Here is a 22459-nt window from a genome sequence, read left to right as displayed (position 1 = left end):
TGCAGGAGCGAGGCTTGCCCGCGAAGGCTTTCTCACATTCAACGTGGATGTTGCCTGACACACCGCCATCGCGAGCAGGCTCGCTCCCACAATTGAATCGCGTGCATCTGCAAGGGATTGGTTGGCTGTCAGGCCGCCTTCGCGGGCAAGCCTCGCTCCTACAGGTGAATCGTGAGCACGTTCGCTTCCACAATGAATCTGCGGACACAAAAAAACCCGGCGCCATCACTGACACCGGGTTCTTTAAACAAGAAGCAAACCGTTACTCGGCAAGCACCTGACCAATCGTCGGGTCCTTGAACAAGCGGGTTAACGCATCACTCAACACATCACTGACCAGCTTGGTATTGGTTTCCTGATTCGGCGCCATGCCAAAACGCTGGTCCAGCGACGCACCGTAGCGACCGCTGTAACGACGGTTGGCATTCTGCACATCCGAACGGAACGTCGCGCCAATCGTTGCCTCAGTCACATACAGGCCTTCCTTGGGCGACTGATACTTAAGCTCAGCCAGGGTCACCGTCAATTGCGGTGCATTCAGCGCATTGGCCGTCGGGGTAAAGCCCAGCAAGCGCACGGCCGCTTCAGCCTGAGCCTGCAGCTTCGGCAAAATCTGCGCGCCCTGCACGGTGATCGCACTGGTCTCCGGGTACAGACCACCACGAGTCCCCAACGTTGGCGACGGACGACCGTCCACCACACGCACCACCACCGGCTGACCACGGCCGACCGGCGCCAGCTGAGCCGTCAGCTTGGGCTCCGGGTTCAGTTGTTGCGGGCTGTGGGCGCAGCCGACGAGGGTCAAACTGGTCACAGTGATCAAACCGAACAACAGGCGTTGCAACATGCTCTTCTCTCCAGAATCAGGCACAAACAGACCCGCAGTATAGCGGTGCGCCACTGCGGCGAACTAGCTTCGCACAACGATTACTAAAATCTCTGACAAACCCGTCGCAGCGCGGTTCCTGTCACACATCTGTCACCGACCTTACACATGCACGTCATCGCTCACTGGCAACCTTCACAGTAGTCACCCCACAAGGTACTTTGCCATGCGTTTTCTCATCTCAATGTTCGCGCCACGCCCACTGCATCGCTGCTTTGCCCTGCTCGACCGCGATGGTCGCTGCCAGGCGTTCAAACAGTGCAGCCTGCAGCCCATGGGTGATGGCTGGGTCGAAATCGAAGAAATCCGCCTCAACTGGCTGCACCATCCCCTGCCCGCCAGCGCCCGTGTCAGCCAGCGCCAGCCACGTGCGCGTGCGCAACAACTGTTGACCACCTGACCGGACGCCTAATAAAAGTCATTAAACACGACCATTTCCCTGCGTTTCTTAGATACAATCTCCCCCCGATTATAAGGACGTCTCCTGATCGGGCCTCGCAGCATCGTCAATGCCTCGGTATTGACACCCCCGCACCGCCCACAGAGAGCCGCCCACACAGATCGAGTGAAGCTGGCGCGCTTGCTGTTCCCTAAGCAAAAACACCACTTTTCGCGAATCTGCAGAGCTGTCATTACGCTCGGTTACTGAGCTGTTTGCCCGTTTTGCCTGTCATGTACCCCATGGCGGCAATCCATCCGGGCACAGTGCCAGGCTGGGACAGCCCTTTTTTGAGGTTCACGTCTTCAAAAGAGCGTGAAAAAAACGGGTTTTCACAACTTCACAAGAGTGTGGCGAGCAAATGAATAGTTTTGCGTCTGAACATGCACCATTAGCGTCTACAACAGCCCAACGACACAGGACCGAGTATTCCTCGAACACCGGAGCCTGAAGCCTGTCCGCTACGGATTTGGTTGCACAAACGGATGTCTCGACCATAAGTCGAATTGCCAGCCGCGTGCCGAAATGAGTTCATGTGACTCTTGAGGCCAAGCCGCATGCATCCGTCGAAGTTGCGAAAAATTGCGAAGATTCGGACATGGCGATCCTGGCCATGGATACCTGGGGCATCACTGACATCGCCCCGGAACGCCTGGCAGCTATGCCGACAATTTGGTGCTGCAGATTTTGGAGACGCGTTAAATGGCGCATAACGAAGCAGTCGACGTAGTACTGGTTGGGGCCGGCATCATGAGTGCCACCCTTGCTGTACTGCTCAAAGAGCTCGACCCCGCGATCAAGCTGGAAGTCGTCGAGCTGATGGATTCCGGTGCCGCGGAGAGTTCCAATCCGTGGAACAACGCCGGTACCGGTCACGCCGGGCTGTGTGAGCTGAACTACACGCCACAAGCCGCCGACGGCACCGTCGACATCAAGAAAGCCGTGCACATCAACACCCAGTTCGAGGTGTCGAAGCAGTTCTGGTCCTACCTGACCAGGAAAGGCACGTTCGGCTCGTGCAAGTCGTTCATCAGCCCGGTGCCGCACCTGAGCTTCGTGCAGGGCGACGACGGCGTCTCCTTCCTCAAGGAACGTTTCAAGACGCTGAGCAAGCACCACGCCTTCTCGGACATGGAATACACCGAAGACAAGGCCAAAATGGCCGAGTGGATGCCGTTGATGATGCCGGGCCGCGCGCCTGACGAAGTCCTCGCCGCCACCCGCGTGATGAACGGCACCGACGTCAACTTCGGCGCCCTGACCAATCAACTGCTCACGCACCTGACCAGCGCACCCGATGCCCAGGTCAAGTACTGCAAGCGTGTGACTGGCCTGAAGCGTAACAACGGTGGCTGGACTGTCAGCATCAAGGACGTCAATACCGGCAACAGCCGTGAAGTCGACGCCAAGTTCGTGTTCCTCGGCGCTGGCGGTGCGGCACTGCCGCTGCTGCAAGCCTCGGGCATCGAAGAAAGCAAAGGCTTCGGCGGCTTCCCGATCAGCGGCCAGTGGCTGCGTTGCGACAATCCGGAAGTGGTCAAGCACCACCAGGCCAAGGTCTACAGCCAGGCCGCCGTGGGTTCGCCACCGATGTCCGTGCCGCACCTGGACACTCGCGTGGTCGACGGCAAGAAGTCCCTGCTGTTCGGACCTTACGCCGGCTTCACCACCAAGTTCCTCAAGCACGGCTCCTTCATGGACCTGCCGATGTCGGTTCGCGCCGGCAACATCGGCCCGATGCTGGCCGTGGCCAAAAACAACATGGACCTGACCAAGTACCTGGTCAGCGAAGTGATGCAGTCGATGGAACAGCGCCTGGAATCCCTGCGTCGTTTCTACCCTGAAGCGAAAGCCGAAGACTGGCGCCTGGAAGTGGCCGGTCAACGGGTGCAGATCATCAAGAAAGACCCGAAGAAAGGCGGCGTCCTGCAGTTCGGTACCGAACTGGTCGCGGCCAAGGACGGTTCCCTTGCGGCCCTGCTCGGCGCCTCGCCAGGCGCTTCGGTGACTGTTTCGATCATGCTTGAGCTGATCGAAAAATGCTTCCCGAACAAAGCGTCCGGTGAATGGGCTGCCAAACTGGCGGAAATCTTCCCGGCTCGGGAAAAGGTTCTGGAAACCGACGCTGCGCTGTATCGCAAGATCAATGCGCACAACAACGTCGCGCTGGAACTGGTTGAAGCCAGTAACGAGACCGAAAGCTATGCTTGATTCGGCCGCATAAAAAACGCCCCGTCCTCATTGAGGGCGGGGCGTTTTTTTGTGCGGTGAAACAATCATTGTGGCGAGGGGATTTATCCCCGTTCGGCTGCGAAGCAGTCGCCAACCGATTCAACAGACTGGTCACAAAGTTCGGGGCCGCTTCGCAGCCCAACGGGGATAAATCCCCTCGCCACAGGTATAGGATTCCTCCCAGAAAGGATCAGCCGCGAGCCTTGTCGATCAACTCGATGTACTCAGCCGCATTACGCTGATCCTTGATCAGGGCGACGAAGTCATTGCCGTGCTCATCCTTGCCATTCAGGTCATGGCCGGCTTCAACAAAGAACGTCAGAAAACGCTCGAAGTCATCGATACGCAGGCCACGGTACGCCTTGATCAGTTTGTGCAGCGACGGTGAAGTGGCATCGACCGGCTCAAAATCGAGGAACAGCTTGATCTGCTCATCGCCGATCTCGTCACCAATCACTTGCTTCTTATCTTTACGCATTGCCGACTCCAGCTCGCAGACATTTCACGGGGCGGGCAGTTTACCCCTGCCATGGCATGGGGCTCAACGCGGACGAACGCTACCTGTGTGCAGATCGGCCCAGATATGGCCGTTGGCGTAGCTGAGGAACTGGCAATACACCGTGTCGTTACGCAACAAGTCGATCACCACCCGGTACTGGGCCATTGGGTAGAAGAGCGTCAGGGTCTTGCGATTTTCGTCGTAGATAGGCTTTTTCAGGCTTTTGCTTTCGCCATCGAAGTTGACCAGCACCTGGCTGATGGTCGCGCCCTTGTTCAAGGATTTGCCCTTGAGGCGGATCAGCAATGGTGATGTGACCGGGATCGGCTGTTGGTTGGACTGACGCTGGCTGCCGATCACCACCGAATACTCGGTGACCTGCAACAGTTGCTGCTGCTCGGGCTCAGCGTCACGCAGGGTCAGGTCGTCCGGGGGCAAAAACTGTGCGTGCATCGGCGACGGGGCGGCTGCCAGGGGCAGGCTGAGGGTCAGCAACAGGGCGGCGCAGCTGCGGATCAAAAGGCTCATGACAGGCTCCGGGGGCGGGGCCGAGCACTCTAGCATGGGTGCAAGAAAGTAGACCTGTGAACACGATCCATTGTGGGAGCGAGCCTGCTCGCGATAGCGTCGACACATCCAACATAACGTTGTCAGACAGACCGCTATCGCGAGCAGGCTCGCTCCCACAGGGGGATATGTGGCCGGACTTACATGCCTTTAACAGCAAAAATCCCGTTGGCGTTACGCCAGTAGCCTTTGTAGTCCATGCCGTAACCGAAGATGTAGCGGTCGATGCACGGCAGGCCGACGAAATCGGCTTTCAGGTCCGGGCGAGCCTTGCGGTCGTGGTCCTTGTCGATCAGCACGGCGGTGTGCACGGCGCGGGCGCCAGCGTGTTTGCAGAAGTCGATGATCGCGCCCAGGGTGTGACCTTCATCGAGGATGTCGTCGATGATCAGCACGTCACGGTCAATGAACGAAACTTCCGGCTTGGCTTTCCAGAACAGGTCGCCGCCGCTGGTTTCGTTGCGATAACGGGTAGCGTGCAGGTAAGACGCTTCCAGCGGAAAGCTCAGATGGGTCAGCAGCTTGCCGGAAAAAATCAGCCCGCCGTTCATCACACAGAACACCACCGGATTGCTTTCAGCCAGCTGTTCGTTGATTTGCGCACCGACGCGGGCGATGGCCGCCTCGACTTCAGCTTCGGTGTACAGGCAGTCAGCCTCTCGCATGATTTGACGGATATGCTCGAGATCAGCGGACATGGCGCTCTCCAAGGGGTTTTAGGGGGAGGGACGGATTCGGAAAAGCGGGCAAAGGTACGCATCAAGCGAGGCCAGATCAAGCGTTTGTGGACTAACGTTCTGTATGTCTATAGGACAACACCCTCGGATAGATTAATCTAGGCCGGTTTTTTTGCCCGCCGCCGGAGCCTTTCCCCATGCCCATCCTTGAGATCCGCCATCCGCTGATCCGTCATAAACTTGGCCTTATGCGCCGCGCCGACATTAGCACGAAGAATTTCCGTGAGCTCGCTCAGGAAGTCGGTGCCCTGCTGACCTATGAAGCCACCAAAGACCTGCCGCTGGAAAGCTACGACATCGAAGGCTGGTGCGGCACGGTGTCGGTCGAGAAAATCGCCGGCAAGAAAATTACCGTGGTGCCGATCCTGCGTGCCGGTATCGGCATGCTCGAAGGCGTGCTCAGCCTGATCCCGGGCGCCAAAGTCAGCGCCGTGGGCGTGGCCCGCAATGAACAAACCCTGCAGGCCCACACCTACCTGGAAAAACTGGTGCCGGAAATCGACGAACGCCTGGCGATGATTATCGACCCGATGCTCGCCACCGGCAGTTCCATGGTCGCCACCATTGATTTGCTGAAAAAGGCAGGCTGCAAAGACATCCGCGCAATGGTGCTGGTAGCCGCTCCTGAAGGCATCGCCGCTGTAGGCAAAGCTCACCCGGACGTGATGATCTACACCGCCTCCATTGACGAAAAACTCAACGAACACGGTTACATCATCCCAGGCTTGGGCGATGCCGGTGACAAGATCTTCGGTACCAAGCAGAAGGACGCTTGAGCATGCAGCAAGAGTTCAACGATCCGCTCTGGCGCACGGTGCTGTCGGGTGCACAGATGCTGTTCGTGGCCTTTGGCGCGCTGGTGTTGATGCCGTTGATCACCGGCCTCGACCCGAACGTTGCGCTGTTCACCGCAGGTTTGGGGACGATTCTGTTCCAGATCGTCACCGGGCGTCAGGTGCCGGTTTTCCTCGCTTCGAGCTTTGCCTTCATCACGCCGATCATTCTCGCCAAGGGCCAGTTTGGCCTGGCGGCGACCATGGGTGGGGTGATGGCGGCCGGTTTCGTCTACACCTTCCTCGGTCTTGCCGTGAAGATCAAAGGCACCGGGTTCATAGACCGTTTGCTGCCACCGGTGGTGATTGGCCCGGTAATCATCTCCATCGGCCTGGCCATGGCGCCAATCGCCGCCAACATGGCGATGGGCAAGGCTGGCGACGGCACTGAACTGATTCCTTACCAGACAGCGATGTTGATCTCGATGCCGGCGCTGCTGACCACTCTGATTGTCGCGGTGTTCGGCAAAGGCATTTTCCGCCTGGTGCCGATCATCTCCGGCGTATTGGTGGGTTTCGCGATGGCGTTCTATTTCGGCGTGGTCGACACCGCGAAGATTGCTGCTGCACCGTGGTTTGCGATTCCACAGTTCACGGCGCCGGAATTCAACTGGCAGGCGATCCTGTTCATCGTTCCGGTAGCCCTGGCCCCGGCCATCGAGCACATCGGTGGCGTGATTGCCGTGGGTAGCGTGACTGGTCGTGATTATTTGAAGAAGCCCGGCCTGCACCGCACGTTACTCGGCGATGGCATTGCCACCACCGCGGCCGGTCTGTTCGGCGGCCCGCCCAACACCACCTATGCCGAAGTGACTGGCGCGGTGATGCTGACCAAAAACTACAACCCGAAAATCATGACCTGGGCGGCAATCTTTGCTATCAGCCTGGCGTTCATCGGCAAGTTCGGCGCCCTGCTGCAAAGCATCCCGGTGCCGGTGATGGGCGGGATTCTCTGCCTGTTGTTCGGTTCGATTGCCGCGGTGGGGATGAACACCATGATTCGCCACAAGATCGATCTGGGCGAAGCACGCAATCTGGTGATTGTCTCGGTGACGCTGGTGTTCGGGATTGGCGGCGTACTGGTCGGCACCGGTACCGGCCCGGATGATTTCGGCCTCAAAGGCATCGCGCTGTGCGCGGTGGTGGCGATTGCGCTGAACCTGTTGCTGCCGGGCCATGACAGCTGGAAACACAAAAAGGCGGATGAGCCGTTGTTGTAAACCAGCCTCAAGAATGCCTTCGCGGGCAAGCCTCGCTCCTACAAGGTCCGCGCAATACCTGTAGGAGCGAGGCTTGCCCGCGAAGCTTTTAAAGGGCCAACGGCGCCCGTTCACACAATGCGTTCAACGCCTTCGCCCACTGCGGATCATCGTTGAGGCACGGCACCAGCACCAACTCCTCCCCTCCCGCTTCGCGGAACTGCTCCTTCCCGCGATCACCAATCTCTTCCAGGGTTTCGATGCAATCGGCGACGAACGCCGGGCACATCACCAGGACTTTCTTCACGCCGCTTTTGGCCAACTCATCGAGGCGCGCTTCGGTGTAGGGTTCGATCCACTTGGCCCGGCCCAAACGCGACTGGAACGACACCGACCATTTGCCATCCGGCAGGCCCATGCGCTTGGCAAACTCTGCCGCGGTGCGCAGGCACTGACCGCGATAACAGGTCGCAACCACTTCCGGCGGCGCCCCCGCGCAGCAATCGCCGCCACCTTCGAAGCTGTGACCTGGATTGAGCTTCTTCAGGTGCCGTTCCGGCAAACCATGAAAGCTCAGCAGCAGATGATCGTAATCCTGCTGCAAATATGGCGTAGCGCTGGCCACCAGGGCATCGAGGTATTCCGGCTGATCATAGAACGGCTGGAGAATCGAGAACTGCACGTCGAGTTTCTTCTCCCGCACCACCCGTTTGGCTTCTTCGATCACCGTGGTCACGGTGCTGTCGGCGAATTGCGGATAGAGCGGCGCCAGGGTGATTTTTTTGTGCCCCTGAGCCGCCAGACGAACCAGCGTCGACTCAATGGATGGCTCGCCGTAGCGCATCGCCAGCTCCACCGGCCCGTGGCTCCATTGCGCGGTCATGGCCCGTTGCAGACGACGGCTGAGCACCACCAATGGCGAGCCGTCCGCCCACCAGATCGACGCATAAGCGTGAGCCGATTGTTCCGGGCGCTTGATCAGAATCAACGACACCAGCAAACGCCGCACCGGCCATGGCAGGTCGATCACATACGGGTCCATCAGAAATTGATTGAGGTAGCTGCGCACATCCGCCACCGAGGTGGAAGCGGGTGAACCCAGGTTGACCAGAAGCAACGCGTGATCGGTCATGCAACGTCCTATTTCTAAAGGCGGCTGGACAGATCGTCCAACGCCGCGCGCAAATCAGTGAACTGGAATGTGAAACCCGCTTCCAGCAAGCGAGCCGGCATGGCCTTCTGGCCACCCAGCAGCAACAATGACAACTCGCCCAGGCCCACCTTCAACACGAGGGTTGGCATCGGCATGAACGCCGGACGATGCAACACGCTACCCAACGTTTGGGCGAATTCGCGATTGCGTACCGGCTTGGGCGCGCAGGCATTATATGGACCACTGGCCTCATTGCGGTGCAGAAGAAAATCAATCAGGGCGATTTGATCCTTGATATGAATCCACGGCATCCACTGCCGACCATTGCCGATCGGCCCACCCAGCCCCAGTTTGAACGGCAACAACAGCCGCGACAAAAAGCCGCCCTCGGCGGACAGCACCAACCCGGTACGAATGAGGATCACGCGAATGCCCAAGGCTTCGGCGCGTTGCGCGGTTTCCTCCCAGGCGACGCACAACTGGCTGGCGAAATCATCAATGACCGGTGGAGATTGTTCAGTCAACTCCCGCTCACCACCGTCGCCGTACCAACCGATCGCGGAGCCAGAAATCAATACCGGCGGTTTCTGCTCGCGGCTTTCGAGCCAGGCCAGCAGGGTTTCGGTCAGGGTGATCCGGCTGCTCCACAACAACGCCTTGCGTTTGTGCGTCCAGAGCCGATCGGCAATCGGTGCGCCCGCGAGGTTGATAATTGCATCCACCGGTTCTTGACCCAGGTCCTCAAGTCGTGCGATTCCACGTACCTGAGTGCCACAGACTTTGGCGACTTTTGCAGGCGTGCGACTCCAGACCGTCAGGCGATGTCCCTGGCTCAACCAGTGTTGGCAGAGTTGACGTCCTATCAAACCAGTACCGCCGGTCAGCAATATGTGCATGACATCTTCCTCGCGTGGCGTTTTACCCTGATCACTAGTCTATTTTTATAAGCAGGGATCTTTGGTATTGGGCAGGCTCTGTGCTTAACAATAGGCCAAGCTGTCAGAACGAGGACGCTAAAAGTTATACCAAAAAACAATATTGTACAGGTTTGAACCACGGCGTAGTCTGTACAGAAAGGTAAACGAGGCCCCTATGACTGTACCTATCGCAATCATCGGCACCGGCATCGCCGGACTCTCAGCCGCCCAGGCCCTGACGGAGGCCGGGCATGTCGTTCAACTTTTCGATAAAAGCCGCGGCAGTGGCGGACGCATGTCGAGCAAGCGCAGCGATGCGGGTGCTCTGGACATGGGCGCGCAATATTTCACTGCCCGCGACCGTCGCTTCGTCACCGAAGTCCAGCGCTGGCAAGCCAACGGCTGGGTCGCCGTATGGACGCCGCAGCTCTATACCTTTCACGGCGGCCAGCTCAGACCTTCGCCGGATGAACAGACACGCTGGGTCGGCACGCCACGCATGAGCGCGATCACGCGCGGCCTGCTCGGTGATCTGGAAGTGCATTTCGCTTGCCGCATCACCGAGGTCTATCGCGGTGAAGAACACTGGCACCTGCAAGACGCCGAGGGTTTCACTCACGGCCCGTTCAGCCATGTCGTTATCGCCACGCCAGCCCCTCAGGCGACCGCGCTGCTGGCGGCCGCGCCGAAACTCGCCGGGGCCGCTGCCGGGGTAAAAATGGAACCCACCTGGGCCGTCGCCCTGGCGTTCGACACGCCACTGGAAACCGCCATCGAAGGTTGCTTCGTGCAGGACAGCCCCCTCGACTGGCTGGCGCGCAACCGCAGCAAACCGGGACGCGACACCACCCTCGACACCTGGGTGCTGCATGCCACCAGTGCCTGGAGCCGGCAGCATATCGACCTGCCCAAGGAAGCGGTGATCGAGCAATTGCACGGGGCCTTTGCCGAACTGCTGCACGACGCCATGCCTGCTCCGACCTTCAGCCTCGCTCACCGCTGGCTGTACGCCCGGCCGGCCAGCAGCCATGAATGGGGTGCCCTGGCCGATGCCGATCTGGGCCTGTATGTGTGCGGCGACTGGTGCCTGTCTGGCCGTGTCGAAGGTGCCTGGCTCAGTGGTCAGGAAGCAGCCCGCCGGCTGCATGAACACCTGCAGTGAATTGAATCAAGTCCAGCCCATCGCTGCTGTCGACATGGGCAGCAGCCCTGCAAAAACCTATACAAAAAAATTGACTTGTACACCCTTGGATCTATGCTGAAGGGCATGTTGTACAGAAACATAACTCTGTACAGGTTCAGATTCGAGGTGCTCCGATGCCTGCACAGTCAGCCACCCATACGAAAATCGCCATCAGCGGCCGCATCTTTTCTGACTATGCGCTGCATCCCGATTTCCCGGTGGAAGAAGAAGGCCGGCTCAACGATCCGGTGCTACGGGAAAACTTCCTCACCCGCGTGCTTGCCTACAGCGACTGGCAGCAATTGCTGCAAGCAGGCCTGACCCGACGCGGTCTCACGGATTTTCACTCGCGCTACAAATACCTGTTGATGGCCCACAACCCGGTGCAATACAAAACCCTGGGCAACTTGCTGGGCAACATGGGTCAGTCCGCTCTCGAAGAGCTCGGCCCGCGCTATTTCAGCGAGCTGATGGAGGCCCTGAAAAAATGCGCTACTCGCCGCACCCACACCAACGTCCTGCAACACCTCAGTGGCTATCTCAAACGAGCTATCAGCGCTGAAGACAAACAGCAAGTGCAGCATGTCATCGGCCAGTATCGCCAGGGCATCGTGCCGCTGGTGGTGCCATTGACGCTGCTCAAACACTATTTTCGCCAACACCCGGATCCATACATTGCGCAACAGGTTTACCTGCAACCGCCTCCAGAAAACCTCAGCCTGCGAAACGCAATTCAATGAAAAATCCCCCGGACACCAGCGCCAGCGAAGACCTTGGCAGCGACTTCAAGAAGGCCCTGGACGCTGGCTGGCTACCCATTCGTGAAGTGGCCCGGCAAACCGGGGTCAATGCCGTCACCTTACGCGCCTGGGAACGGCGCTACGGTCTGATCGTGCCCCAGCGTACGCCCAAGGGGCATCGGCTGTTCTGTGCCGAACACGTTCAACGGATCCTGACGATTCTCACCTGGCTCAATCGCGGCGTGGCTGTCAGCCAGGTCAAACAACTGCTCGACACGCCTCATGGGCTTACCGACCCCATCGGGAACGATTGGCTGGTGCTGCGTCAGACACTGCTGCAAGCGGTCACTCAGCTGGCCGAACGCACCCTCGATGACACGGTGAATCAGGCGATGGCGCTGTATCCGCCACGCACCTTGTGTGAAAAATTGTTGATGCCATTGCTGGCGGAACTGGAACAACGCTGGCAAGGCCAGTTCGGCGCGCAGATGGAGCGGGTGTTTGTTTATTCCTGGTTGCGCAGCAAATTCGGCGCGAGGATCTACCATAACAACCGTCAGTTGCGCACCGCGCCGCTGCTGCTGATCAATCACTCGGACCTGCCGCTGGAGCCTCATCTGTGGCTCACGGCCTGGCTGATCAGCAGCGTCGATTGCCCGGTGGAAGTCTTTGACTGGCCGCTCCCCGCTGGCGAACTTGCGCTGGCGGTCGAGCATCTGCAAGCCCGCGGCGTACTGCTGTATTCCAGCAAAGCCATGAATCTTGCGCATCTGACGAAACTTTTGAATGGCGTCAGTTGCCCAAAAATGATTGCCGGACCAACGGTGTGTATCCACCACACCGAGTTAGCCGCAAAAACCACTGCCATTGCTGATTTGTCCCTGGCCGAAGACCCTTTGTCGGCCCATCAGGGCCTGATTCAGCGTGGGCTCATTTAATGACGCTTTTTTAATGGATCGTGCGGATACCACCATGCAATTGATCTGGCTGCGCAGCGACTTGCGTCTACACGACAACACCGCCCTCTCGGCCGCCGCAGCCCGCGGCCCGAGTGTGGCGGTGTATTTGCTGAGTCCGCAGCAATGGCTGGCGCATGACGACGCCTCGTGCAAAGTGGATTTCTGGCTGCGCAACCTCAGCGAGTTACGCCATGCGCTGGGCGCCCTGAACATCCCGCTGCTGATTCGCAAGGCGTCCCGCTGGGATGAGGCACCGAAGGTCTTGCTCGAGTTGTGCCAGCAATTGAAGATCGACGCAGTGCACGTCAACGAGGAATACGGCATTCATGAAACCCGTCGTGATGCCGCGGTGGCCCAAGCCCTGAAAGCCCAAGGCATCGACTTTTACCGCTACCTCGATCAACTGCTGTTCAAGCCTGGCACCGTGCTGACCAGAACCGGCACCTATTTCCAGGTCTTCAGCCAGTTCCGCAAGGTCTGCTACGAACGCTTGCACGCATCATTACCGAGATTGGTTACCGCCCCCGCCATCCAGGCTCCGCTGGGTATCGCCAGTGACGAACCGCCCTCTCGTGTCGAGGGTTTCGACACGCCCAGCGACAGTTTGCGTGCTCTCTGGCCGGCCGGCGAAGCCGAGGCCCGACGCCGCCTCGAGACCTTTACCGACGCACAGATCGACTATTACCACAGCGAGCGCGACTTCCCGGCAAAACCCGGCACCAGCCAGCTCTCGGCCTATATCACCGCTGGGGTCATCTCCCCTCGTCAGTGTCTGCACGCCGCGTTGCAAAGCAATCAGGGGGAGTTCGAAAGCGGCAAGGTCGGTGCCGTCACCTGGATCAACGAGTTGTTGTGGCGCGAATTCTACAAACACATCCTGGTGGGCTACCCACGGGTCTCCCGGCACCGCGCCTTTCGCCCGGAAACCGAAGCGTTGGCCTGGCGTGACGCCCCGGAAGACCTCAAGGCCTGGCAACAAGGCCGTACCGGCCTGCCGATCATTGATGCCGCCATGCGCCAATTGCTGGAAACCGGCTGGATGCACAACCGTTTGCGCATGGTCGTGGCAATGTTCCTGAGCAAAAACCTGCTGATCGACTGGCGTGAAGGCGAGCGTTTCTTCATGCGGCATCTGATTGACGGCGATCTGGCGGCGAACAACGGTGGCTGGCAGTGGAGTTCGTCCACCGGTACCGATTCGGCGCCCTACTTCCGGATTTTCAACCCACTGAGCCAGTCGGAAAAATTCGACGCCGAAGGCGTTTTCATCAAGCATTGGTTACCGCAGATCAATGGAATGAACAAAAAAGACCTGCACAATCGCGCGAGACTCGACGGATTATTCGGCGTGACGGATTATCCATCGCCGATCGTCAACCTGAGCACTTCCCGCGAACGGGCCCTGGCCGCGTTCAAGAACCTGCCATCCCGACAGGGTTTATCACCCCCGGAATTAATTTGATGCCGTCGCATTGCGTTATAAATACGGTGCTGAGCCGGGAAATTATCTGCTTAAAAAGGGAATTGGGATGAGTCTTACACCTCCAAGGCGATACTGGTTGACCGGCGCCAGCAATGGCATTGGTGCCGCTTTGGCCGAAGAAATACTGAAAACCGGTGCCCACCTGGCTGTCAGCTCCCGCTTATTGGCACCATTGAAAGCCCTGTCTCAGCGTTACCCCGGACAAGTGCTGGTGGTCGCGGGTGATTTGACCAACGGCCAACAGGTGCGCGAAATCGGCGAGCAGATTGCCAAGGAATGGGGTTCTCTGGATACCATGATCCTCAACGCAGGCACCTGCGAATACGTCGACCCCAGTCAGTTCGACTCGTCAATCATCGAGCACATCGTGCGTACCAACCTGCTCGCCAGCAGCTATTGCATCGAAGCCGCCCGGCCCTTGCTCCAGGCGGGCACTGCGCCGCATCTGGTGGGCATGGCCAGCTCGGTGACCTATCTGCCCCTGCCACGAGCTGAAGATGGCGATTCAAAGCCCGGGTTGCGCCACCTTTTCGAGTCCTTGCGCATCGACGTGGCGCCGGAAAACATCGAAATGACCGTGGCCAGTCCAGGGGTTATCAATACTCCTCTGAACGACGACCTCTCGTTACACCTCGACTGGTCGGCAGACAAAGCTGCGCGATACCTATTCGACATGCTCAAGCACCGTCCACCGGAGCTCCCCTTACCGGAACTGCTCATGCCTGTCCTTTGGCCTCTGCCACAAAAGTCTGGCCAGACGGGACTGGAAATCGGCAAGCGCATGGAGCGAAACAATCCGCCCTTCGACGATCTGCCGTGAAGCCTGAGCGTCCGTCAGGCCTTTCACACAGCGTGGGCCCACTGCCTTACACTGCGTGCCATGAAAACCATTCCCCACACGCAAATCGCCGAGCCTGCGGTCACCTGTTCGACCTGCGCAGCCTGCTGCTGTCAGCTTGAAGTCATGTTGATCACCGACACCGGCGTGCCCGAGCGCTTTATCGATACCGACGATTGGGGCGGGGAAGTCATGCTGCGACTGGATGACGGCTGGTGCGCCGCGCTGGATCGCAACAGCATGATGTGTACCATCTACGAAAAACGTCCGCTGATCTGCCGGGAGTTCGAAATGGGCGCACCGGAATGCATCACCGAACGCCAGGGGATTGCGACGGCGTATCGGTGAAAGGGGCGATTTTAGAGATAGGTCTGCAGGTCTGACGTCTTCGCGGGCAAGCCTCGCTCCTACAGGGCAAGATGGTCTCTGTAGGAGCGAGGCTTGCCCGCGAAGCTTTTGACGTTACAACGGCATCGTGTAATGCAGCGAATAACTCTCTACACCATCGTTCGGGCTGCTGATCCCGGCATTGGAATAGTGCGTGGCGCGAATCCCGACTTCATGTCCGCCGGTAAAGCGCAGACCAAACCCGAAACGGTCTTCAAACTGAAAGGCTCCGCCAAGTTTATTGTCTTCGACCTCGGTGTTGGCAAACACCGCGATGCCGATACCCGCTTCAACGTAGGGTTTGATGGTCTGACCGGCAAACTCGTACACCAGCACCGGCGAGAACGACAAACTGTGATTGCTCGACGTTTCATCGCCATCCCAATAGGTGTAAGCACCGCTCCAGTAGCCGGTCAAGCGACCGATATCACTCTGCAACCAGCTCTTGTCCCAATCGAATTGCATGCCCAATCGGTAAGTCATGGTCGAATCGCTGGTCTGGCCGACCCCGAATTCCACCCCTGCTGCCTGCGCGGTAAAACTGTGCCCCATCAATGCGGTCGCAATCGCGGCCAAGCAGAATAGTCGCTTCATTAGAAACATCCTTTTCCGAACAATTTCGTATGGTTTTTATGCTGCCCAACAGACAAAGCTATAGAAGTTGAAGCTTGATCAGAAGTTCAGCTCAATTATTCGTGTCATCTCTTTTTTTATCTACAAGTCGAAGCTTTGCACAACACCCGTCGAATGCCATAAAACCGGCAAGATATTTCTGAAATGTTCCGTATCCGCGCTCGACCAGAACCGGGTAGCGCGAGCAGGTCCCTCGGCCAGCAACTCACGCTCGGCCAACAATCGTTGAAGCTGCCGTGCCACAGCGGCACCGGTATCGATCAAGCTGATGTTCTGGGGGATCATCTGCTTAAGCAGCGGCTTCAGAAAGGGATAATGCGTGCAGCCAAGAATGATCGTGTCTGCACCGGCAGCCAGCAGCGGATCGACATACCCCTGCAGCAACTGACGCAATGCCTCGCTGTGCAAATCGCCATTTTCAATCAGCTCCACCAGCCCTGGGCATGGCTGAGTGATGACTCGCACATCGGCGGCGAAACGGTCGAGCAAGGCGGCGAACTTGGCACTCTGTAAAGTGCCGGTGGTGGCGAGTACGCCAACTACACCGCTGCGCGTCGCCGCGGCAGCCGGTTTGACCGCGGGCTCCATGCCGACAATGGGCCACTCGGGGAAATCGCGCCGCAAGTCCGCAACACCCGCGACGGTCGCGGTGTTGCAAGCGAGCACCAGCGCCTTGGCGCCCTGCTGCTGAAAGAACTGCGCCATGACACTGCAACGCTGACTGATGAATGCCGGTGATTTCTCACCGTAGGGAATATTCCCGCAATCGCCAAGGTACAAAAGAGACTCGTTGGGCAGCAACTGCTGGATCTCGGCCAGCACGGAAAGTCCACCGACGCCGGAATCGAATACAGCAATCGGCGCTTCACGCATGGCTTGACCCGCAGACACTGCAACCCGGATCACGCTTGACCCGCAATTCACGGAAGCGCGTACCCAAGGCATCGATCAATAACAGGCGCCCCACCAGCGGTTCGCCGAACCCCACCAGCAACTTCAGCGCTTCGAGGGCTTGCAAGCTACCGACCAGCCCCACCAGCGGACCCAGTACACCGGCCTCGCTGCAGGTCAGCTCGGCTTCGCTGCCATGCCCGTATAAACAGTGGTAGCAAGGGCTTTCCGGACGACGGGAGTCGAAGACCGACAATTGCCCTTCCAGCCGAATCGCCGCACCGCTGACCAGCGGTTTGCGCGCAGCCACACACGCGGCGTTGACCGCTTCGCGGGTGGAAAAATTATCGGAACAGTCCAGCACCAGATCCACCGCCGCCACTGCCGCCGCCAAAGAATCTTCATCCAGGGCGGTGCGATGGGCAATCAGCTGAATCTCGGGATTGATCGCGGTCAGACGCCGGATCGCCGAATCGACCTTGCTCAGGCCGACACTGTCGGTGTCGTGAACGATCTGACGTTGCAGATTGGTCAGGTCAACCGTGTCGAAGTCCGCCAGATGCAACTCACCGATACCGGCCGCAGCCAGGTACAGCGCCACCGGCGAGCCAAGACCGCCGAGACCGACAATCAGCACACGGCTTTCCTTGAGCCGTAGCTGGCCGTCGATGTCGACGTGTTGCAGCAGAATCTGCCGGCTATAGCGCAATAATTCCTGATCATTCAGCACGGCAAGCGCCCCAGACTGATGCGTTCGTGACCGCCCAGATCGGTGCGGCTATGGACTTCTTCAAAGCCGCGGGTCAGCAGCAAATCGCGCACGGCCTCGGCTTGATCGTAACCGTGTTCGAGCATCAACCAGCCACCTGCCTCAAGATGATCCGGTGCCTGATCGACGATCAGACGCAAATCGTCGAGCCCATCGACGCCGGCCACCAGGGCACTGGTTGGTTCGAAGCGCACGTCGCCCTCCGCCAGATGCGGATCGGTCGAAGCGATGTAGGGCGGATTGCTGATGATCAATTGAAAGCGTTGACCTTCCAAAGCGCTGAACCAATGACTACTCAGCACCGTGGCGTTGTTCAGGTGCAGCCGCTGGCGATTGCGCTCGGCGAGGGCTACGGCTTCCAGCACGCGATCCACGGCGGTGACTTTCCAGGCCGGACGTTCGCTGGCCAGGGCCAGGGCGATGGCGCCACTGCCGGTGCCCAAATCAAGCACCAAGGCCTGTGTGGCCGGCAACAGTTCCAGCGCGGTTTCTACCAGCAATTCGGTGTCGGGACGCGGAATCAGCGTGTGAGGCGCGACTTCCAGGTCGAGCTTCCAGAAGCCCTGCTGCCCCAGAATGTAAGCCACCGGCTCACCGCTACGGCGGCGCTGCAGGTACTCGGCAAACTTCAGGGCTGCTTCGCTCGGGACGATACGTTCAGGCCAGGTGTGCAGAAAACTGCGGGACTTGCCCAAGGCAGCCGCCAGCAGCAATTCGGCATCCAGACGCGCGGTGGGCGAGTCGGGCAAATCAGCGGCGCGCAACAAACTGGCAATGATCGTCATTTACTCACCTATCGCTGCCAATTGGTCGGCCTGGTACTCGGCCAGCAGCGGTTCGATCACCGCATCCACGCCACCGGCAAGAATTTCGTCGAGCGAATACAGCGTCAGGTTGACCCGGTGGTCGGTGACCCGGCCCTGGGCAAAGTTGTAGGTGCGAATACGCTCGGAGCGGTCACCGGAACCCACCAGCAATTTACGCTCGCTGGCGATGGCATTGGCCGCTGCGCTGGTCTGCTGGTCGTTAAGCTTGGCCGACAGCCAGGACATCGCCCGGGCGCGGTTTTTGTGCTGGGAACGTTCTTCCTGGCACTCAACGACAATACCGGACGGCAAGTGCGTGATACGAATCGCCGAGTCGGTCTTGTTGACGTGCTGACCACCGGCACCGGAGGAGCGATAGGTATCGACCCGCAGATCCGCCGGATTGATCTCGATCGCTTCCTGCTCGTCCGGCTCGGGCAACACGGCCACGGTGCAAGCCGAAGTGTGGATGCGGCCCTGGGATTCAGTGGCCGGAACCCGTTGTACGCGGTGCGCGCCGGATTCGAACTTCAACTTGCCGTAAACGTTCTCTCCTTCGACCCGCGCAATGACTTCTTTATAGCCGCCGTGCTCACCTTCGTTCTCCGAGAGAATCTCTACCCGCCAGCCACGCCGCTCGGCGTAACGCGAATACATGCGGAACAGGTCGCCGGAGAAAATCGCTGCTTCGTCACCGCCGGTGCCGGCACGGATTTCGAGGAACACGTTGCGCCCGTCGTTGGGATCTTTGGGCAGCAGCATGCGTTGCAGTCGGGCTTCGATTTCGATCAGTTGCTCTTTGGCTTCGCGGACTTCTTCCACGGCCATTTCGCGCATGTCCGGATCGCTGTCCTTGAGCAGCGCCTGAGCCCCTTCGAGATCGCCCTGCACTTTAAGCAGCTGTTTATAGGTGCCAACGATCGGCTCGACTTCCGCGTATTCCTTGGAATAGGTGCGGAACTTGTTTTGATCGGAAATGACCTCGCCATCGCCAAGCAGGGCGGTCAATTCCTCGAAACGGTCCTGGAGGATGTCCAGCTTATTGAGCAGTGACGCTTTCATTGCGGTTTTTTATCCGAAAAGCTATCCGATGAGCCCTCACCGAGGGCAAAGAGTTCCTGGGCCATGGCCAGCGCATCGAGGCGGCCTTCGGCAGAGAGCTTTTTCAACTGCACGCTCGGTGCGTGCAAGAGTTTGTTGGTCAGGCCGCGAGCCAGTTGCACCAGCACGTCTTCAGCGCTGCTGCCATTGGCCAGCATGCGCTGGGCTTTCTGCAATTCTTCGTCTCGCATGCGCTCGCTTTGTTGACGGTAGGCCTTGAGCACATCCACCGCCGCCAGTTCGCGCAGGCGAACCATGAAATCTTCGGCACCGACCGACACCATCTCTTCAGCGGCCTGGGCAGCGCCCTGACGGCTCTTGAGGTTTTCGGCAACCACTTCGTGGAGATCGTCGACGCTATACAGGTAAACGTCGTCCAACTCGCCGACTTCCGGTTCGATATCCCGAGGAACGGCGATATCCACCATGAAAATCGGCTTGTGCTTGCGCAATTTCAAGGCACTTTCCACCGCGCCTTTACCGAGAATCGGCAACTGGCTGGCGGTGGAACTGATGACGATGTCGCTGCGCACCAGTTCTGCCGGGATATCCGAGAGCAGCACTGCGTGGGCGCCGAACTGTTCGGCCAGAATGCTCGCGCGCTCCAGGGTGCGGTTGGCGACCACGATTCGCTTCACCCCCAGCTCATGCAGATGGCGGGCGACCAGGGTGATGGTCTCGCCGGCGCCGATCAGCAAAGCCTGGCTGCGTTGCAAATCACTGAAAATCTGTTTCGCCAGGCTGACCGCGGCAAACGCCACGGACACCGGGTTTTCGCCGATGGCGGTGTCGGTTCGCACCTGTTTGGCCGCATTGAATGTGGCCTGGAACAGCCGCCCGAGCAACGGACCGATGGTGCCGGCCTCGCGAGCGACAGCGTAGGCCGATTTCATCTGACCGAGAATCTGCGGTTCACCCAACACCAGTGAATCTAGCCCGGAAGCAACCCGCATCATGTGACGAACTGCCGCATCATCTTCATGCACATAAGCGCTCGCGCGCAGCTCATCGAGGCTCAAATGATGATAATCGGCCAGCCAGCGCAACACGATGTCAGCCGAAAGGTGATCCTGTTCTATATACAGTTCACTGCGATTGCAGGTGGAGAGGATCGCAGCTTCGCGGCTGTCGGTGAGTCGGCAGAGCTGCTGCAAGGCCTCAACCAGCTGCTCAGGGGTAAAGGCCACGCGCTCGCGGACGTCTACTGAAGCAGTCTTGTGGTTAATACCGAGTGCAAGGAAGGCCATTCAAGGTCGCTGATGGTGACGTGAAGCCGACAATTGTCCTACTTCGACAGAGCCAGAACAACCACTCGATCTCTATCGCTCCTGCAAGAACCGCCAAAGGCTGCGATCCGTTCTCGTTTACAAGGGCGCCGGGCCTGTGGGGATTGCCCGCGCGGGTAAATTGGCCGGGCGGTTATGTTTGGCCGAAGGCTTGTGTCATGATGATCCGACCGCAGGTTAGTCGTCCTTTTCCTATATGAATAGATCTTCCGCGTTGCTCCTCGCTTTTGTCTTCCTCAGCGGCTGCCAGGCCTTGGCACCCGTTTCGTCGGACGGTACGCCGCCGGTTGAAGACAGCACTCCGGTTCCTGAAAAGCCCAAGGTTTACAGCTCGTTCAGCGAAGAAACCGTCTTCAGCCTGTTGAGCGCCGAACTGGCTGGCCAGCGCAATCGTTACGACATTGCCCTGGACAACTACGTGACCCAGGCCATCAATACCCAGGATCCGGGGGTCTCCGAGCGGGCATTTCGCATTGCCGAGTATCTGGGTGCCGATCAGGCTGCCCTCGACACCGCACTGGTCTGGGCCAAAAACGCCCCGGACGATCTCGAGGCGCAACGGGCGGCTGCCGTGCAACTCGCCCGCGCAGGGCGTTATGACGACTCCATGGTCTATATGGAGAAAGTCCTGCAAGGCAAAGGCGACACGCATTTCGACTTCCTCGCCCTGTCCGCGGCCGATACCGACCAGGACACGCGCAACGGCCTGATGAAAGGTTTTGACCGCTTGCTGCAGCGTCATCCGCACAACAACCAGCTGATTTTCGGCAAGGCCTTGCTGATGCAACAGGACGGCGATGCCAAAGGTGCCCTGACCCTGCTCGAAGACAACCCGCCGGACGAGGGCGAAATAGCGCCGATCCTGCTGCGCGCGCGCCTGCTTCAAGGGCTCAACCGTGGCGATGAAGCCCTGCCGCTGCTGCAAAAAAGCATCAAGAAATACCCGGACGACAAACGCCTGCGCCTGACCTATGCGCGCATGCTGGTTGAACAGGACCGCATGGAAGATGCCAAGGCCGAGTTCTCGAGCCTGGTGCAGCAATACCCCGAAGACGACGAACTGCGTTATTCCCTGGCCTTGGTCTGTCTGGAAGCCAAGGCGTGGAACGAGGCCAAAGGTTACCTGGAAGATTTGATCGCTCGGGAAAGCCATGTCGACTCGGCACACCTGAACCTGGGGCGCATTGCTGAAGAGCGTAACGACCCGCAGGGCGCATTGATCGAGTACGCCCAGGTCGGCGCGGGCAACGATTACCTGCCGGCGCAATTGCGTCAGGCCGATATTCTGATGAGCAATGGCAAGACCGCCGAAGCCCAAAGCCGCCTGGCAGCCGAGCGCGGCGAGCAACCCGATTACGCGATCCAGCTGTATCTGATCGAAGCTGAAACCTTGTCCGCCAACAAACAGGGCGACAAGGCCTGGAAAGTCTTGCAGCAAGCCCTGCAGCAATACCCGGACGATCTGAACCTGCTGTATACCCGGGCCATGCTGGCAGAAAAACGCAATGACCTGGCGCAGATGGAAAAAGATCTGCGATTGATCATCAAGCGCGACCCGAACAATGCGATGGCGTTGAACGCCCTCGGCTACACCCTGTCCGACCGCACCACACGCTACGCCGAAGCCAAGACCTTGATCGAACAGGCGCACCAGATCAACCCGGAAGACCCGGCAGTCCTCGACAGCCTCGGATGGGTCAACTTCCGCCTGGGTAACCTCGATGAAGCCGAGCGGTATCTGCGCCAGGCACTGGAACGCTTCCCCGACCAAGAAGTCGCCGCGCACCTGGGCGAAGTCCTGTGGGTCAACGGCAAACAACGCGAAGCCAAGCAAATCTGGAGCAAGTTCCTCAAGGAACAGCCCGACAGCCCTACCCTGCGCGGCACCATCAAGCGCCTGACCGGATCAGAGACTCTTTAA

23 protein-coding genes and 1 pseudogene are annotated in these 22459 nt (G+C 59.0%); 12 read left to right on the top strand and 12 right to left on the bottom strand.

Annotated elements, in window-relative coordinates; all coding sequences use genetic code 11:
• On the top strand, nucleotides 1-281 hold a 281-nt coding region (locus PMI30_RS31755), incomplete at its 5' end, for a hypothetical protein (protein ID WP_238542009.1).
• On the opposite strand, the gene PMI30_RS08940 is transcribed toward PMI30_RS31755, so the two are convergent.
• Entirely contained in the window at nucleotides 263-847 is a 585-nt protein-coding gene (locus PMI30_RS08940) for a YajG family lipoprotein (protein ID WP_007905851.1), read from the bottom strand. The two genes, PMI30_RS31755 and PMI30_RS08940, sit on opposite strands and share 19 nt — an antisense overlap.
• A 205-nt stretch (nucleotides 848-1052) precedes the next feature.
• Here PMI30_RS08940 and PMI30_RS08945 point away from each other — a divergent pair, with 205 nt between their 5' ends.
• Both PMI30_RS08945 and mqo read left to right on the top strand, forming a co-directional pair.
• A complete protein-coding gene (locus tag PMI30_RS08945; protein ID WP_008012002.1) occupies nucleotides 1053-1286 on the top strand; it encodes a hypothetical protein in 234 nt (77 codons plus the stop codon).
• A 741-nt stretch (nucleotides 1287-2027) separates the two neighbouring features.
• Entirely contained in the window at nucleotides 2028-3536 is a 1509-nt protein-coding gene (gene mqo, locus PMI30_RS08950; protein ID WP_008012000.1) for a malate dehydrogenase (quinone), read from the top strand.
• 211 nt (nucleotides 3537-3747) lie between these two features.
• On the opposite strand, the gene PMI30_RS08955 is transcribed toward mqo, so the two are convergent.
• From PMI30_RS08955 to PMI30_RS08965, 3 genes are all read right to left on the bottom strand, one after another.
• Complete coding sequence (locus tag PMI30_RS08955; RefSeq protein WP_008011998.1) at nucleotides 3748-4035, bottom strand: PA4642 family protein; 288 nt, start codon at nucleotides 4033-4035, stop codon at nucleotides 3748-3750.
• A gap of 63 nt (nucleotides 4036-4098) precedes the next feature.
• Nucleotides 4099-4584, bottom strand: coding sequence for a hypothetical protein (locus tag PMI30_RS08960; RefSeq protein WP_008011996.1), 486 nt, complete (start codon nucleotides 4582-4584; stop codon nucleotides 4099-4101).
• Between the two features lie 179 nt (nucleotides 4585-4763).
• Nucleotides 4764-5321, bottom strand: a complete 558-nt coding sequence (locus PMI30_RS08965; RefSeq protein ID WP_008011994.1) for a hypoxanthine-guanine phosphoribosyltransferase — start codon at nucleotides 5319-5321, stop codon at nucleotides 4764-4766.
• A gap of 176 nt (nucleotides 5322-5497) precedes the next feature.
• On the opposite strand from PMI30_RS08965, the gene upp reads away from it, so the two are divergent.
• The gene (gene upp, locus PMI30_RS08970; protein WP_008011992.1) at nucleotides 5498-6136 is read left to right on the top strand and encodes a uracil phosphoribosyltransferase; all 639 of its coding nucleotides are present in this window, start codon (nucleotides 5498-5500) and stop codon (nucleotides 6134-6136) included.
• Between the two features lie 2 nt (nucleotides 6137-6138).
• Nucleotides 6139-7413 carry a uracil-xanthine permease family protein gene (locus PMI30_RS08975; protein ID WP_008011991.1) on the top strand — a complete coding sequence of 425 codons (1275 nt, stop codon included), beginning with the start codon at nucleotides 6139-6141 and terminating at the stop codon, nucleotides 7411-7413.
• Between the two features lie 88 nt (nucleotides 7414-7501).
• On the opposite strand, the gene hemH is transcribed toward PMI30_RS08975, so the two are convergent.
• Both hemH and PMI30_RS08985 read right to left on the bottom strand, forming a co-directional pair.
• The gene (gene hemH / locus PMI30_RS08980) at nucleotides 7502-8524 is read right to left on the bottom strand and encodes a ferrochelatase (protein WP_008011989.1); all 1023 of its coding nucleotides are present in this window, start codon (nucleotides 8522-8524) and stop codon (nucleotides 7502-7504) included.
• Nucleotides 8525-8538: 14 nt separating this feature from the next.
• Nucleotides 8539-9441: a TIGR01777 family oxidoreductase gene (locus PMI30_RS08985; protein WP_008011986.1), complete on the bottom strand. Its 903-nt coding sequence runs from the start codon at nucleotides 9439-9441 to the stop codon at nucleotides 8539-8541.
• Nucleotides 9442-9637: 196 nt separating this feature from the next.
• Here PMI30_RS08985 and PMI30_RS08990 point away from each other — a divergent pair, with 196 nt between their 5' ends.
• The 6 genes and pseudogenes from PMI30_RS08990 to PMI30_RS09015 all read left to right on the top strand — a co-directional run bounded on the left by PMI30_RS08990 (nucleotide 9638) and on the right by PMI30_RS09015 (nucleotide 15013).
• Nucleotides 9638-10624 carry an NAD(P)/FAD-dependent oxidoreductase gene (locus PMI30_RS08990; protein ID WP_007905831.1) on the top strand — a complete coding sequence of 329 codons (987 nt, stop codon included), beginning with the start codon at nucleotides 9638-9640 and terminating at the stop codon, nucleotides 10622-10624.
• A gap of 218 nt (nucleotides 10625-10842) precedes the next feature.
• A pseudogene (locus tag PMI30_RS08995) lies at nucleotides 10843-11385 on the top strand (YbgA family protein); the annotation flags it as partial.
• A complete protein-coding gene (locus PMI30_RS09000; RefSeq protein WP_008011981.1) occupies nucleotides 11382-12323 on the top strand; it encodes a MerR family transcriptional regulator in 942 nt (313 codons plus the stop codon). The pseudogene PMI30_RS08995 and the gene PMI30_RS09000, both read left to right, overlap by 4 nt.
• 34 nt (nucleotides 12324-12357) lie before the next feature.
• On the top strand, nucleotides 12358-13806 hold the full coding sequence (phrB, locus tag PMI30_RS09005; RefSeq protein ID WP_008011979.1) for a deoxyribodipyrimidine photo-lyase: 1449 nt from the start codon (nucleotides 12358-12360) through the stop codon (nucleotides 13804-13806).
• A 67-nt stretch (nucleotides 13807-13873) separates the two neighbouring features.
• Entirely contained in the window at nucleotides 13874-14647 is a 774-nt protein-coding gene (locus PMI30_RS09010) for an SDR family NAD(P)-dependent oxidoreductase (protein ID WP_008011977.1), read from the top strand.
• A gap of 60 nt (nucleotides 14648-14707) precedes the next feature.
• On the top strand, nucleotides 14708-15013 hold the full coding sequence (locus PMI30_RS09015) for a YkgJ family cysteine cluster protein (protein ID WP_007905822.1): 306 nt from the start codon (nucleotides 14708-14710) through the stop codon (nucleotides 15011-15013).
• A gap of 114 nt (nucleotides 15014-15127) precedes the next feature.
• Here PMI30_RS09015 and PMI30_RS09020 read toward each other — a convergent pair whose 3' ends face one another.
• From PMI30_RS09020 to hemA, 6 genes are all read right to left on the bottom strand, one after another.
• Complete coding sequence (locus PMI30_RS09020; RefSeq protein ID WP_008011974.1) at nucleotides 15128-15646, bottom strand: acyloxyacyl hydrolase; 519 nt, start codon at nucleotides 15644-15646, stop codon at nucleotides 15128-15130.
• A 120-nt stretch (nucleotides 15647-15766) separates the two neighbouring features.
• Nucleotides 15767-16558 carry a glutamate racemase gene (gene murI, locus PMI30_RS09025; RefSeq protein WP_008011973.1) on the bottom strand — a complete coding sequence of 264 codons (792 nt, stop codon included), beginning with the start codon at nucleotides 16556-16558 and terminating at the stop codon, nucleotides 15767-15769.
• Nucleotides 16551-17306, bottom strand: coding sequence for a molybdopterin-synthase adenylyltransferase MoeB (locus PMI30_RS09030; RefSeq protein WP_008011971.1), 756 nt, complete (start codon nucleotides 17304-17306; stop codon nucleotides 16551-16553). The genes murI and PMI30_RS09030 overlap by 8 nt, the downstream gene beginning before the upstream one ends.
• The gene (gene prmC / locus PMI30_RS09035; protein ID WP_008011969.1) at nucleotides 17300-18130 is read right to left on the bottom strand and encodes a peptide chain release factor N(5)-glutamine methyltransferase; all 831 of its coding nucleotides are present in this window, start codon (nucleotides 18128-18130) and stop codon (nucleotides 17300-17302) included. The genes PMI30_RS09030 and prmC overlap by 7 nt, the downstream gene beginning before the upstream one ends.
• Nucleotides 18131-19213, bottom strand: a complete 1083-nt coding sequence (gene prfA / locus PMI30_RS09040; protein WP_008011968.1) for a peptide chain release factor 1 — start codon at nucleotides 19211-19213, stop codon at nucleotides 18131-18133.
• A complete protein-coding gene (gene hemA, locus PMI30_RS09045; RefSeq protein ID WP_008011966.1) occupies nucleotides 19210-20499 on the bottom strand; it encodes a glutamyl-tRNA reductase in 1290 nt (429 codons plus the stop codon). Before hemA ends, prfA begins: the two co-directional genes overlap by 4 nt.
• 235 nt (nucleotides 20500-20734) lie before the next feature.
• Here hemA and PMI30_RS09050 point away from each other — a divergent pair, with 235 nt between their 5' ends.
• Nucleotides 20735-22459, top strand: a complete 1725-nt coding sequence (locus PMI30_RS09050; protein WP_008011963.1) for a tetratricopeptide repeat protein — start codon at nucleotides 20735-20737, stop codon at nucleotides 22457-22459.

It is taken from the genome of Pseudomonas sp. GM50, from assembly GCF_000282375.1.
Classification (GTDB): Bacteria; Pseudomonadota; Gammaproteobacteria; order Pseudomonadales; family Pseudomonadaceae; genus Aquipseudomonas.
This window is presented reverse-complemented; position numbering and strand designations above follow the sequence as displayed.

What these genes read in the sequence shown, in the direction of transcription:
- PMI30_RS09015 (WP_007905822.1), top strand. Translation starts at nt 14,708, where the DNA reads ATGAAAACCATTCCCCACACGCAAATCGCCGAGCCTGCGGTCACCTGT.
- PMI30_RS09000 (WP_008011981.1), top strand. Translation starts at nt 11,382, where the DNA reads ATGAAAAATCCCCCGGACACCAGCGCCAGCGAAGACCTTGGCAGCGAC.
- PMI30_RS08975 (WP_008011991.1), top strand. Translation starts at nt 6,139, where the DNA reads ATGCAGCAAGAGTTCAACGATCCGCTCTGGCGCACGGTGCTGTCGGGT.
- upp (WP_008011992.1), top strand. Translation starts at nt 5,498, where the DNA reads ATGCCCATCCTTGAGATCCGCCATCCGCTGATCCGTCATAAACTTGGC.
- PMI30_RS08990 (WP_007905831.1), top strand. Translation starts at nt 9,638, where the DNA reads ATGACTGTACCTATCGCAATCATCGGCACCGGCATCGCCGGACTCTCA.
- PMI30_RS08955 (WP_008011998.1), bottom strand. Translation starts at nt 4,035, where the DNA reads ATGCGTAAAGATAAGAAGCAAGTGATTGGTGACGAGATCGGCGATGAG.
- phrB (WP_008011979.1), top strand. Translation starts at nt 12,358, where the DNA reads ATGCAATTGATCTGGCTGCGCAGCGACTTGCGTCTACACGACAACACC.
- mqo (WP_008012000.1), top strand. Translation starts at nt 2,028, where the DNA reads ATGGCGCATAACGAAGCAGTCGACGTAGTACTGGTTGGGGCCGGCATC.
- prfA (WP_008011968.1), bottom strand. Translation starts at nt 19,213, where the DNA reads ATGAAAGCGTCACTGCTCAATAAGCTGGACATCCTCCAGGACCGTTTC.
- hemA (WP_008011966.1), bottom strand. Translation starts at nt 20,499, where the DNA reads ATGGCCTTCCTTGCACTCGGTATTAACCACAAGACTGCTTCAGTAGAC.
- PMI30_RS08985 (WP_008011986.1), bottom strand. Translation starts at nt 9,441, where the DNA reads ATGCACATATTGCTGACCGGCGGTACTGGTTTGATAGGACGTCAACTC.
- hemH (WP_008011989.1), bottom strand. Translation starts at nt 8,524, where the DNA reads ATGACCGATCACGCGTTGCTTCTGGTCAACCTGGGTTCACCCGCTTCC.
- PMI30_RS08945 (WP_008012002.1), top strand. Translation starts at nt 1,053, where the DNA reads ATGCGTTTTCTCATCTCAATGTTCGCGCCACGCCCACTGCATCGCTGC.
- PMI30_RS09010 (WP_008011977.1), top strand. Translation starts at nt 13,874, where the DNA reads ATGAGTCTTACACCTCCAAGGCGATACTGGTTGACCGGCGCCAGCAAT.
- PMI30_RS08960 (WP_008011996.1), bottom strand. Translation starts at nt 4,584, where the DNA reads ATGAGCCTTTTGATCCGCAGCTGCGCCGCCCTGTTGCTGACCCTCAGC.
- PMI30_RS08965 (WP_008011994.1), bottom strand. Translation starts at nt 5,321, where the DNA reads ATGTCCGCTGATCTCGAGCATATCCGTCAAATCATGCGAGAGGCTGAC.
- PMI30_RS09050 (WP_008011963.1), top strand. Translation starts at nt 20,735, where the DNA reads ATGAATAGATCTTCCGCGTTGCTCCTCGCTTTTGTCTTCCTCAGCGGC.
- PMI30_RS08940 (WP_007905851.1), bottom strand. Translation starts at nt 847, where the DNA reads ATGTTGCAACGCCTGTTGTTCGGTTTGATCACTGTGACCAGTTTGACC.
- prmC (WP_008011969.1), bottom strand. Translation starts at nt 18,130, where the DNA reads ATGACGATCATTGCCAGTTTGTTGCGCGCCGCTGATTTGCCCGACTCG.
- PMI30_RS09020 (WP_008011974.1), bottom strand. Translation starts at nt 15,646, where the DNA reads ATGAAGCGACTATTCTGCTTGGCCGCGATTGCGACCGCATTGATGGGG.
- murI (WP_008011973.1), bottom strand. Translation starts at nt 16,558, where the DNA reads ATGCGTGAAGCGCCGATTGCTGTATTCGATTCCGGCGTCGGTGGACTT.